Below are 12,528 nucleotides of genomic sequence, written 5' to 3' on the forward strand. Positions count from 1 at the left end.
TATGAGAAAAATTTTAGAAAAGGTGAGAAGAAATCGTACTTATTCGTTTGGTAAAGATTTATATGACCGAACGATGCGCGATGATGTAGCGGGCTTGGCAGCACAGCTCGCTTATTTCTTCTTGCTTGCGATTTTTCCTGGGCTTGTTTTCTTAATTACGCTTCTTGGATTCATTGACCTTCAAACAGAAAGTGTGCTCAACTTATTAGAACCGTACGTACCCGAAGATGCAATGTCTTTAATTGAAGTAAACGTGGATAAAGTTGTAAATGAGCAAAATGGTGGTTTATTATCATTTGGTTTATTATCAATGCTATGGTTTGCTTCAAATGGTGTAAATGCGGTGATGAATGCTTTTAACCGTGCGTATGATGTAACAGAAACACGTTCTTTTATTAAAACGAGGGCGTTATCAATTGTATTTACATTAGCGATTATTTTTATGATTGTGTTTGCACTAATTGTTCCAGTGTTTGGACAAGTCATTGGGGCAGCTGTATTTAAAGCAATTGGTTTATCGGATAGTTTTTCTTACGTGTGGAGTATTACGCGTTTAGTAGCGAGTTTCTTCGTGTTATTTGCATTGTTTAGTTTTTTATATACATTTGCACCAGATCGAAAATTAAAAAGAAGAGAAGTCATTTCAGGAGCAACATTTGCTACTGTAGGATGGATTGTGGTATCGTACTCATTTGCTTATTATGTAGATAAGTTTGCGAATTACGCCAATACATATGGTGGTCTCGGTGGTATTATTATTTTAATGTTATGGTTTTACTTAACTGGATGGGTAATTTTACTTGGCGGTGAAATTAATGGTTTACTCCATCATTATAGAACGGGTGACAATAATTCCCGTAATGAAAAGTGAGCTCTTGTTCCATAATAATAGGGAACAGGGGGGATATTTCATGAGTAATAATAAAAAGAATCACAACAATAAAAATAACAATAAACAAAAGAGTAGTTCGCATCCAAAGCATAAAACGAGTGGTAGTGCAAACGGGCATAATAGCTACCATTAGAAAAAACGGGTCCTTTATGAGGGACCCGTTTTAATTGTTTCCTTTTAATAATCGTAAGCCATTTAAAATAACAAGAATCGTACTTCCCTCATGCCCGATAACACCGAATGGAAGAGCTAAAAATTGCATGAAGTTTGAACAAATCAGCATTGCAATTACAGCTAGTGAAAAGATTACGTTTTGCTTTACAATACGGTTCATTCGTTTTGATAAACGGATTGCTTGTGAAAGGCGAGATAATTCGTTCTTCATAAGTACAACGTCTGCCGTTTCTAAAGCTACGTCTGTTCCTTCACCCATTGCTACACCAATGCTAGCAGTAGCGAGTGCAGGGGCATCATTTATACCATCTCCGACCATTGCTACTGTCCCGTATTTTTCTTTTAGCTTTTTAATCGTTTCCACTTTTGTTTCTGGTAAGCATGATGCGTAATATTCCTTTATATTACTTTCAGAGGCAATTGCTTTTGCTGTTTCTTCATTATCACCAGTAATCATAGTTGCTTCGACACCGATGCTTTGTAATTCGCGAATAGCAGCTATCGTTTCTTGGCGAAGTGTATCTTTTAAAGCGATAAGTCCAAGGATACCATCTTCGTCACTAATATAAACGACAGTTTTACCTTCTTTTTCAAGGGAAGCAGAAATACCATTATGAAATGTCTTTGTTTCTTCACCGATAAAATCAGCTTTACCTATTTTATAAGCTTTGTTTTCGAATGTTCCTTTTAGCCCAAAACCAGTTACATCTTCAACGTTTTCTGGTTTTTTTAATGTAATGTCATACGCATGTTGTGCATACTTCACAATAGATTCAGCTAAAGGATGTGTAGAGTGACTTTCAATTGCTGCTGTAATAGAAAGTACTTCTTTTTCTGTCATATTTTCTCGAACATATACATCTGTTACAGTAGGTTTTCCTTCTGTTAATGTTCCTGTTTTATCAAAAGCAATTGCTTTTACTGAAGCGAGACGCTCTAAATGTATGCCACCTTTAAAGAGAATTCCGTTTCTTGCGCCGTTAGAAATAGCAGATAACGTTGCTGGTGTAATGGCAGCAACGAGTGCACAAGGAGATGCGACTACAAGTAAGATCATAGCGCGATAAAACGTTTCATTCCAGCTCCAATCTAGTAAGAAATGAGGGACGAACATCATAAGCGCAACAACGAGTAGTACACCTTTTACATATGTTCCTTCAAACTTTTCGATGAATAGCTGTGATGGTGATTTTTCACTTTGTGCACTTTGAACGAGACGAATAATCTTTTGGAATAATGTTTGATCGCTCGGCTTCGTAATTGTAACTTCGATAGCGCCGCGTAAATTTACAGTACCAGCAAATACTTCATCACCATATTTTTTTTCATTTGGAATAGGTTCACCAGTAATCGCTGCCTCATCGATATTTGTTTCACCGCTATGAATCGTACCGTCAGCAGGAACGCGCTCCCCTGGTTTAATTAGAATAATGTCGTTAATTTGTAATCGTCCAACAGGAACACGTTCTTCAGTTCCATTTGAAATACGTAATGCTTCTTCAGGTTGTAGATCAAGAAGCGCTGAAATTTCTTTTTGACTTTTACTTAATGTATAAGATTCCATAGCACCGCTTAGTGCGAAGATAAAGATTAAAATCGCGCCTTCTGCCCAGTAGCCAATAATTGCAGCGCCGATAGCAGCAAGGAGCATAAGCATTTCGACATTTAGCTCTTTCTCCTCAATTGTATCTTCAATACCTTCTTTTGCTTTTGCATATCCACCAACTATATAAGCAAGGATATAGCAAGTAATGCCTACATTCATTACATCGTTCTTTGTGAATAACCAACCAGCTAAAATGAAAATACCAGATGCGATTGCAAATATAAGTTCATAATGTTTCTTTAATGTATCCCATAAAGAGGGATGAGAAATAGACTTTTGTACTTGTAATGTTTTTACTTCTGAGTTCATTACTACTCGCTCCTTCCAAATTCTTATTGAGAAAAATAATCAAAATCGAAACCCCTATAAAACGACGAAAGCTGCCATCCATAATGGATAGCAGCATTTCTGTTGAATCTGTTTTTAACAGTTATTATGTTGTAATTATTCTATAGTATAGCATATGTTTTCGTTAGATGATATGTTTTTGTTTGCATATAAACTGAAAACTTGTGTTTTCACACTTCCTTTGGTATATATGAATATTGTTCGTAAAAAAGATCGGAAAGGAAGACAACAAGTGAAGACAGAGAAATTTTTTACCCATCCGATTGGCGTATTTATTGCTGCAATAGTAGCGACTTTTTTATGGGGAAGCGCATTCCCTTTTATTAAATTAAGTTATGCTGAACTTGGAATTCAGCCACAAGAAGTTGGGGAGCAAATATTATTTGCTGGTTATCGTTTCTTCTTATCTGGGGTTATGCTTTTATTCTTCTTTAAAGCGTTAGGAAAAGATATGAGCTTCAAAAAAGGAACGGGGAAGCAGTTAGTACAAATTGGCTTATTTCAAACATTTCTTCAATATATATGTTTTTATATTGGAATGAGTTATAGTTCTGGCATTGAAGGAGCTATAATTTCAGGAACATCATCATTCTTTCAAATTTTACTTGCGCACTTCTTATATAAAGACGATGCGCTCAATATGAAAAAAATAATTGGAGTCTCTATCGGATTTTGTGGTGTCGTTTTAGTAAATGTACCGAGTGATGGTAGTTTGTCATTCCATTTCGGAATTGGTAGTTTATTACTTCTGATTGCAGCAATGTTGTACTCGTATGGGAATATATTGGCGAAAGAAGGTAGTAAAACATTAGATGTTGGCTATATGACAGCATACCAAATGATTTTTGGTTCTATCGGGCTATTATGTATAGGGGGTTTGCAAGTTGGAGTTATGCCATTTACATTTAGTATACATGCAATACTAATGCTTATCTACTTATCTTTCTTATCCGCAGCAGGCTTTTGTATTTGGAATACGATTATGAAGTACAACAAAGTTGGAAAAGTATCAATGTACATGTTCTTTATACCCGTATTTGGTGTGTTATTATCGAGCATGATTTTAGGAGAAGCAATTCATTCATTTGTATTATTTGGTTTAGCATGTGTAGCCGCGGGAATTATCGTGGTGAATCGTACGCCAGCTAAGCAGAAAATGGAGCAAGAAAAACAAGTAGCATAAATAACAGGAAACTGATTACAATGGAAGAACAGTACTGTTCTTCTTTTTTTATGTAGAAAAAGGATAATAGACTAGGTATAACGAAAAAAGATACAAAAAGCATTTATTGGGGAGAACGTGTTATGAATCTACTTTACATGGTGTTAATTGCACAAATCATTCTTTTTTTAATTGGTGTAATTTATGCAATAGGACAGACAAAAAAGAAAAGAAATAATATGCCGTTACCTTTAGCGGTGCGTCTTATTCTTAGTTTTTCTTTAACAGCAAGTGCAATTTGGATATGGTTACAAGATCCATCAGTAGATTATAGTACGTGGGTTGCACTAGGTATGACGTTATCAACTGTAGGGGATTTATTTATGGCAGGTTTAATTCCAATTGGTCACAGGCTAATTGGAGGGATGATTACTTTCGCGCTTGCACATTGTTTTTATGTAAAAGCATTTTTGCAAACAGGCATTTCATGGAATGGTTTTTGGATTGGTTTACTCGTATACGGACTCTTTCTCATTATAGGATGGTTCTTTTTTATTCGAAATGAGAAACAAGATAAATTGTTTACGATAGGGGCGCTAATTTACGGATTGTGGGTTGGAGGAATGGCTTGCTTTGCATTCGCCTTATACTATGAGAATACAGGAATATGGTGGATACCAGCTTTTGGTGGTTTACTATTTGTGATTTCTGATTTTATTATTGGCGTGACAGATATTGGAGGGCGCAAATTAAAGTATGAACCACTTTGGATTTGGTTTACATATGTAGCGGCTCAAATGTGTATTGTATATGTGGGAATATAAAAAGATACTCTTCGAATAGTGGATAGACTATTTGAAGAGTATCTTTTTTGTTACTATGCTACAATGTTTTTTTGTTGTAGAGCAGAAAGGCTGTATTCATCTGCTGCTTTATAACCTTGGGATAATAAATCATTGATGTAAAGCTTGTTGTAAATAAAGCAGAAGACTAAGTTAGAGAATCCGAATGTAAACATACTAGCGACTAAAATAATTAAAAACCATTTCCAGTCTCCACGGAATATAGCAGGGAAGAAACCAAAGAAAAATACAGTCCAACTAAAACCAATTTTTGCTTGTTTAATTTGACCGGTATTTTCATTTTTAAGCATAACTTTCATAGAAAAAGTCCTCCTAAGTAACTAAAAATATAATGATAAATGCAAGGTATAGTATATCAAAATAATACATTCTTGAATATTATTATTTGTATTTTTGTAATATTATAATTTCTTAATTCAGAATCTTGTGGAAAATATACAGTTGAAGTCTTTATAATAAAAGTAAAAAGACGATGAGATGGTGGAATGATGCAAAAGAAAAAACGTTTGCGTGAATTCTTTGGAACAATTGCAATTGCTTGTTTGCTCGTGCTTTTGGCGAAAATTTTCGTATTTTTTCCTACGACTGTAAAAGGGGCGTCTATGAAGCCAACGTTACAAGATGGGGATAAGGTGATTGTGAATAAGTTGGCAAAGCAATTTGAAAGTTATGGGAGAGAAGATATTATTGTTGTAAAGACAGATAATTTTTATGTGAAAAGGGTTATTGGTTTGCCTGGCGATGTTATTGAGGTGAGAAATGATCAATTATATGTGAATCATGAAGTGATAGAGGAAGCGTATTTGTATAGTAATAAAAAACAAGCTGAAAAAAAACTTATGAATTTAACGGAGGACTTTGGACCGATTACAGTTCCTAAAAATAAGATTTTTGTTATGGGAGATAATCGCTTAATAAGCAGAGATAGTAGAAATGGTTTAGGACTCATTGATAAAGCTGATGTATTAGGAGAATTAGCAGCAATTTATTATCCATTTGAACATATGAAAATAATGAATTAAAGTAAAAAACCAAGCAAATTTCAGTTTGCTTGGTTTTTTATGTTAAATCGTAGGAGACTCATTAAATTCATAGACGTCTTCATTGTTTTTGTGCGTACTTAAAACGAATTTGTGCTGCAATAGTTGCAGTTTAAAGAATGCTAACGGATCGTGATAAGTTTCTGGATTGCTTCTTAACGTTGCTAATGTTTGCTCGTCTTCCTGTATTTCAAGTTGAGCGGCTTCTACATTTTGTTTCAATATGCTAAGTGGATCTTTAAAGAACATCATGATATCTCGTTCTAATGCGCCTTCAAATACTTCAAATTGAAGGAAGAATTGTTTTGAGATTATTTGAGCAATTTCCGTATAGTCTTCCGTTTCAATGTATTGTTTATATTTATTTGCAAGCATAGATTGATTTTTTTGCATGTTACCAAATAGTTTTCCTGCACTCTTTAAGAAAAATTGTGTCGGTGTAAAGCGTAATAAAATATTGATGTTCGATACTGTAATTCTATTTGTCATACGTACAACATCTCGATGCCAATCATCTAGTAATTTGAAATCGCAAGGAAGTTTCATACGTTCTTCTTTATATAATTTATTAAAGGTTTCACTCATTTCATCTAAATACGATTGAGCTTGAATAAATTCATTATGCGCTGTTTCAATCCACTCTTGAATAAACCCAGTAAATTTAGGGAGAAGCACTTGCTGTACATGTTTTTGAATTCGTTCGTTCATCGCAGTATTTAATTCTTCATGAACTAATTTGAAATCACTATCTTCTTGAACAAGGTCAGAGCAGCTCTGTAATAATTCAGGAATTTGAGAATGGATATCTCTTGTGATTTCTTCTTTCGTTAAAAGATAAGATTCTGTAATAGAACGAATTTTATCTTTTTCAAGAGCAGTAAGATTGTTAATAAATCCGTTTAGTTTTACTGAGATATGTTTATTCCAGCGTACTGATTTGACTAATGTATTTTCTAATTCCACACGTTCATTTACAAGGTATGCGATTGTCTTTTGAGTAAACCATATTAGTTTTTCGATACGTTCTTGTTCTATATCGCGTTCTGCTAGATTAGAAAGAATAGACTCTGTCACGTCCCCAAGTTGTTGGCTCCCCTCTTGTGAAGGAGAGTATGGGAAGAACTGCGCATTTGGGAAATGGACTTTCATCTTACTCATTAGTTTTTCATTCGTATCCGCACTATTTGTATGTAATACGAAATGAATTTGTAAGTTTGGTACTTGTTCACGTAAATAAAGTAATGTATCAAGTTCTTCACCATGTAACGATGAAGCAGAATTTAATACGTAAATAAGGCTATCTGCGGCTTGTAAGTATTCAAAATATGAGCTGTTTTTATCCACTTGTCCTCGAACAGATGGTGTAACAAGAAATGCAAATTTATTCTTTCTCAAAAATCTACTTGGTAATTTAATTTCTATACATTTGTTCTCAAGTTCTGATTGTTCAGGTGTAGCCATTATTTGATGGAATTCATCAAAGTTCGGTATATTGTGCACATCTAACGCAGTGAATTCTGTTATTTCAGTTTGGCTATCATCTTTAAATAGAATAGGAGTTGTTATAGTTTCAGTTAAGATGTTCTCTCCTAATATTGAATTGACGAATGATAATTTATCATAGTCACTAGTTCCCGAAATTAGTAATTTTGTAACATTTAAATCACATAGTTCATGAACGAGTAACGTAAATTGATGACTTAAATCTACATCATTTTTTTCAGCCCATACAGCAATTGTTTCGAATAAATGAGAAACAGTTTCCATATTCACATTTGTTTCAGCTGTTGAATTAGAGAGTAGGACTCCCGCACTTTTTACGAGTAATGACTCTAAAGTTGTAGGTGAAACTTCATTCCACGCTAACACTGCAGCAGAGACGAATAGGGCGTCTTTTGCTCTCGTTAAACTAAACCAATTTGTTAATAAGTCAGGTACAAGTCCTTGCATTTCATGCATGAAATGTTCACCAGTAATTAATTCAAAGTACGTATCTTGATAGCGTTCAACAATTTCATGCCAATCGTCATTGTTGTCTGTCTCAATATGTAAGAATAAATGATTGATTGTTTGAATCCAAGGTAGATGTGATTTTTCATTTTGATAGCTGTTCCAAAGAGCGATAACAAGTTCCTTAAATTGGACTTGATCAATTGCATATAAAGCTTTTAAAGATTCATAGAAATATTCTGGTTTGATTTGTTTCGTAAATCCTTGATTCACATAATTAATTAAAGTATCGAACCAGTGTAATGATTTTGTTCGAATTCCTTCTTGAACGGCAAGTTCGATGGCATTATTCCAATCTTCTTGTTTTTCATAGAACGAGCGAGCAATTGAAGTAATATTTGGATAGTCAGGTTGAAATGCAACAGCTTCACTAATCGTTTTAAATGCTAGACCTAAACGATCTTGTTCGATATAAAGAGAAAGAAGTTGTAAGGAAACTTCCATTGTAAGAGTTGTATCTTCCGTTTGGATAGATTGATACATTTCTTCTGCTTTTGGTAAGAATCCTAGTTCAAAATAAGCATCTGCAATATTTTTGGTTGCCCAAAGTGCAAGCTCGTTATTTACTTTCTCCCATTTAAATATCGCTGCTTCAAAGTCTTTATTTTGGTAATAAAATTCACCTTGAGCAAAGCGAATATTAGAAATGTTGGAGAATTCATTTGTAGATTCATTTATATATGCTTCACCGAGTACTTCTGATACTGGAGTAGAAGTTTCTTCTGTTAAAAATGTTTTATAGTAAACCTTTTGGATAAATTGATTTTCAATGGTCATGTTCGTTCCCCCTGTATAATTTAGAAAAATGATGTTGTATGTAAAGGGTGCATGTTCTTTTAATAGGTAGAAGTTGCATTATATCGACCAAACTGTGTTTTTGCTAGGTATATCATTTTTCCTGAGAGTTAAACCGTTGCGAAAAGTAACTTTCCTTTATTGTAACAAAAAAACAAGCATATGAATTTTTATTTTTTAATCATGGTATTTGTGGATAGTAAGATTAGTCCTTCAAGAGGAGATGGATATAAGGAAAGAAGGCGGGAGTCTAGCACATGATTGATGTGTACTAAGAATGAGCGAGGTCACTGATTAATAGTTCAATTTCTGCCTGCTAAAGGAATGGATAGAAGTAGAGTTCATTATAAAAACAATGTATAGTGAATATGTATACCATGTTTGTCTGAAAGATAGAAAGGGCACAATGTGGAATAACGATCGTGTATAGGATGTGTCTTCCGAATGGAACAACATATTGGCGAGTTAATCGCACATTATGGGTATTTTGGAATTATTATAGCTTTAGCTGGCGGGATTGTTGGATTACCGATACCAGACGAGTTTTTATTGACCTTCGTTGGTTATAACGTTTCAAAAGGCGTTATGTCAGGAACTGCTGCGTTTTTAAGTGGGATGGCTGGTGCGATGTTAGGCATTACATTAAGCTACATATTAGGTTTAAAACTTGGACTCCCTGTTTTAAAAAAATATGGACCGAAAATTAGAATTAAAGAACATCACATTGAAAAAACACATATTTTATTTGAAAAATATGGCCCATTTCTTTTAATAGTTGGTTATTTTATCCCAGGAGTACGTCATTTAACAGCGTATTTTGCTGGGATGTCGAATTTAACACTTTGGCGTTTTTGTTTGTACGCTTACGGTGGTGCACTTATTTGGATCAGTGTTTTTATTGGACTTGGCTGGAAGTTAGGAGAGAAGTGGCGTTTCGTTGAGTATAGTTTGCATCATTATGGAATATGGATTTTATCCATTTCAGTAGTTGTTACATGTGTCGTATGGTTTTACATAAAGAAAAAGAAAAACCGCGAGTAGCGGTTTTTTAGCTGAAAGCGATAAATAGTACACCAGCTGTAATAAAGACAACACCAATACCAGTCATAAAGTTTAATTTTTCGCCGAGTATAATCATAGCGAGAATGATAGAAAATACGACGCTTAATTTATCGACAGGAGCTACTTGTGAAACCTTTCCTGTTTTAAGGGCAAGAAAATAAAATAGCCATGACGAAGCACCTGCAACCCCACTTAATGTGATAAAGAGCAGTGCTTTTTTATTTAGAAGTACGTCGCCAATATTTTGAAATTTACCTTGTATAATAATAACGCCTACCATAAATAATGCCATGATAATAGAACGAACCGTCGTAGCAACATTGGCATCGATTCCATCTAAACCGATTTTACCGAAAATAGATACAAGGGCAGCAGCAATTGCTGATAATAGTGCGAATAAGAGCCATGAACTCATAGTAAAATTCCTCCAATCGTACATTATTATACATGAAAATCATTCTCACGTATAAAGTGAATGGGATTTTACCGCCTCGCAAAGAGCTGGATAGATAACGAAATAATCCCCACCTTATATTTTTCATAAGGTGGGGATTATTATACTACTCTGCAATTTCCTCATATAAAAAGTACGTTACATTATAAATATGTTCTACTTCATCGTCTGTCATAAATAATAATTCGTCACGCTCAATCCCTTTTTTCTTTTCGATAAACTCAATCATGTTTTTGCGTTCTTCTCTTTTCATCAATTTTATTTCTCCTCTCAATCTGTTTTAATACAGTTTATTTAAGTTACTGCTATTATATAACAGAATCTTTAGAAAGTTCCACCTATTTTATTGTTTTTTTCAGAAGAACTTTTCGACAAAACAAGCCCACATAAAGGTGGGCTTGTTTCACTTTATAGTCGTAAAAACTCGGGCTCCGTCGTACCGGCACCATCGATGTAATAAATTGTATCGGGGTTGATTTTAATTAGTACATAATTAGGGTCTTCAGGACCGAGTAACCAACGCTTTAAGCTATTATTCCAAAACTTGTTTTTTAATGTGGAGTCTTCCTCGATGGAGGCTAAGCCTTCCACTTCAATATAATCTTCATCTAATTTTTTTCCTTCACGACCAAGTAGAACATGTACATTTGGATTGTTTTTAATATCTGTTATCTTTTTTGATTGTCGATCTGTTGCAACATACAGTACAAAATCTTCGTGGAAAAACATCATAAAGGCGCTATGAGGTTTCTCATTTCGTACTGTAGATAATACACCGGTACGTTGACCTTGAATAATAGTTGCGATTTTTTCTTTTAAGTGCATAATTTTAACCCCTTTTCATAATTTATAATTCTGTCTGTTTCAACAAGGTAATTTAAATATCTTTCATACTGTTTTCTTCAATCCGATTTTTTAAACGCAATTGTGATGAAATCGGACAAGTTAGGAGAAGAATAATAATAATATCGAGGAGAAATACATACGATGGAAGGATGGAAAGCATGTTTAATAAAATATTTCTTATCGTGGCGCTTATAGGTGTACCACTGTCTGTACTTGGGAAAACACTTCATTGGCCTCAAACAATTATGTTTGCTGTGTATTGTATTACGATTATCGCATTAGCGGGTTTTATGGGGAGAGCGACAGAAAGTTTGGCAATTGTATCTGGTCCTAGAATAGGTGGATTATTAAATGCTACTTTCGGTAATGCCGTTGAACTAATCATTTCAATTTTTGCCCTTCAGGCAGGATTAATTGAAGTTGTGTTAGCTTCTTTAACGGGTTCTGTACTTGGAAATTTATTATTAGTAGGAGGGCTATCCTTCTTTGTGGGAGGGCTTAAATATAAGAGACAAAGTTTTAATGTATATGATGCAAGGCATAATTCGGCTTTATTAATCTTTGCTGTAGTAGTAGCATTTGTTATTCCAGAGATTTTTTCAATGAAGATGGACGCTGGAAAGACGTATCAGTTAAGTATAGGTGTCTCGATTATTATGATTATTATGTACCTTGCTGCATTGCTATTTAAGTTAGTTACGCACCGTGGTGTATATCAGCATAAAAGTGATGAAGTCGCTCATGAGGAAGAACCAGAGTGGTCGAAAGGGAAAGCATTACTCATTTTAGCGATAGCAACAATTGCGGTAGCTTATGTGTCAGAGGCGCTCGTGCATACATTTGAGACAGTTGCAAAATCATTTGGTTGGTCAGAATTGTTTATAGGTGTTATTATCGTTGCGATTGTTGGAAATGCAGCAGAACATGCATCTGCAATTATTATGGCGTATAAAAATAAAGTAAATATTGCAGTTGAGATTGCGATAGGTTCTACATTACAAATTGCCATGTTTGTTGCTCCTGTATTAGTACTGCTTTCTATGTTTTTCACGCAAAGGATGCCTTTAGTATTTACAATACCAGAACTTGTTTCTATGATTACAGCTGTTTTCTTAACGATTGCGATTTCAAATGATGGAGATACAAACTGGTTTGAAGGCGGTACTTTATTAGCTGCGTATGTCATTATGGGAATTGGTTTTTATTTATTATGAAAAATAGGCATAACAATTGTGCTCAGAGAAAACAATAAACGAAGTAGTATATATACCTTTAT

12 protein-coding genes are annotated in these 12,528 nt (G+C 34.4%); 6 read left to right on the forward strand and 6 right to left on the reverse strand.

From position 1 onward, the window contains the following. The first annotated feature begins 1 nt into the window (after position 1). Positions 2-871, forward strand: coding sequence for a YihY/virulence factor BrkB family protein (locus NLJ82_RS02495; protein ID WP_001226530.1), 870 nt, complete (start codon positions 2-4; stop codon positions 869-871). A gap of 184 nt (positions 872-1,055) precedes the next feature. Here the strand turns inward: NLJ82_RS02495 and NLJ82_RS02500 are convergent, their stop codons facing one another. Then, a complete protein-coding gene (locus NLJ82_RS02500) occupies positions 1,056-2,981 on the reverse strand; it encodes a heavy metal translocating P-type ATPase (RefSeq protein ID WP_254754630.1) in 1,926 nt (641 codons plus the stop codon). Between the two features lie 271 nt (positions 2,982-3,252). Here NLJ82_RS02500 and NLJ82_RS02505 point away from each other — a divergent pair, with 271 nt between their 5' ends. Both NLJ82_RS02505 and NLJ82_RS02510 read left to right on the forward strand, forming a co-directional pair. After that, the gene (locus NLJ82_RS02505) at positions 3,253-4,203 is read left to right on the forward strand and encodes a DMT family transporter (protein WP_012644172.1); all 951 of its coding nucleotides are present in this window, start codon (positions 3,253-3,255) and stop codon (positions 4,201-4,203) included. 122 nt (positions 4,204-4,325) lie between these two features. Continuing rightward, on the forward strand, positions 4,326-5,006 hold the full coding sequence (locus NLJ82_RS02510) for a lysoplasmalogenase (RefSeq protein WP_001051052.1): 681 nt from the start codon (positions 4,326-4,328) through the stop codon (positions 5,004-5,006). A 53-nt stretch (positions 5,007-5,059) separates the two neighbouring features. On the opposite strand, the gene NLJ82_RS02515 is transcribed toward NLJ82_RS02510, so the two are convergent. Beyond that, entirely contained in the window at positions 5,060-5,344 is a 285-nt protein-coding gene (locus NLJ82_RS02515; protein ID WP_000867043.1) for a hypothetical protein, read from the reverse strand. Between the two features lie 186 nt (positions 5,345-5,530). Between NLJ82_RS02515 and lepB the strand changes: the two genes are divergently transcribed. Beyond that, positions 5,531-6,067, forward strand: coding sequence for a signal peptidase I (gene lepB, locus NLJ82_RS02520; RefSeq protein ID WP_000983298.1), 537 nt, complete (start codon positions 5,531-5,533; stop codon positions 6,065-6,067). Between the two features lie 42 nt (positions 6,068-6,109). Here lepB and NLJ82_RS02525 read toward each other — a convergent pair whose 3' ends face one another. After that, positions 6,110-8,872 (reverse strand): tetratricopeptide repeat protein, encoded by a 2,763-nt coding sequence (locus tag NLJ82_RS02525; protein ID WP_000151442.1) that lies wholly within the window; start codon positions 8,870-8,872, stop codon positions 6,110-6,112. A gap of 462 nt (positions 8,873-9,334) precedes the next feature. On the opposite strand from NLJ82_RS02525, the gene NLJ82_RS02530 reads away from it, so the two are divergent. Then, complete coding sequence (locus NLJ82_RS02530) at positions 9,335-9,931, forward strand: DedA family protein (RefSeq protein WP_000434856.1); 597 nt, start codon at positions 9,335-9,337, stop codon at positions 9,929-9,931. A gap of 7 nt (positions 9,932-9,938) precedes the next feature. On the opposite strand, the gene NLJ82_RS02535 is transcribed toward NLJ82_RS02530, so the two are convergent. The 3 genes from NLJ82_RS02535 to NLJ82_RS02545 all read right to left on the reverse strand — a co-directional run bounded on the left by NLJ82_RS02535 (position 9,939) and on the right by NLJ82_RS02545 (position 11,231). Beyond that, entirely contained in the window at positions 9,939-10,367 is a 429-nt protein-coding gene (locus NLJ82_RS02535) for an EamA family transporter (protein ID WP_000100306.1), read from the reverse strand. 145 nt (positions 10,368-10,512) lie between these two features. Next, positions 10,513-10,659 carry a BH0509 family protein gene (locus NLJ82_RS02540; RefSeq protein ID WP_000817786.1) on the reverse strand — a complete coding sequence of 49 codons (147 nt, stop codon included), beginning with the start codon at positions 10,657-10,659 and terminating at the stop codon, positions 10,513-10,515. Between the two features lie 155 nt (positions 10,660-10,814). Then, on the reverse strand, positions 10,815-11,231 hold the full coding sequence (locus NLJ82_RS02545; protein ID WP_000550221.1) for a pyridoxamine 5'-phosphate oxidase family protein: 417 nt from the start codon (positions 11,229-11,231) through the stop codon (positions 10,815-10,817). A 179-nt stretch (positions 11,232-11,410) separates the two neighbouring features. On the opposite strand from NLJ82_RS02545, the gene cax reads away from it, so the two are divergent. After that, positions 11,411-12,466: a calcium/proton exchanger gene (gene cax, locus NLJ82_RS02550; protein WP_000482144.1), complete on the forward strand. Its 1,056-nt coding sequence runs from the start codon at positions 11,411-11,413 to the stop codon at positions 12,464-12,466. The last annotated feature ends 62 nt before the right edge of the window (positions 12,467-12,528 follow it).

Source organism: Bacillus paranthracis, from assembly GCF_024296885.1.
GTDB classification, from domain to species: Bacteria; Bacillota; Bacilli; order Bacillales; family Bacillaceae_G; genus Bacillus_A; species Bacillus_A paranthracis.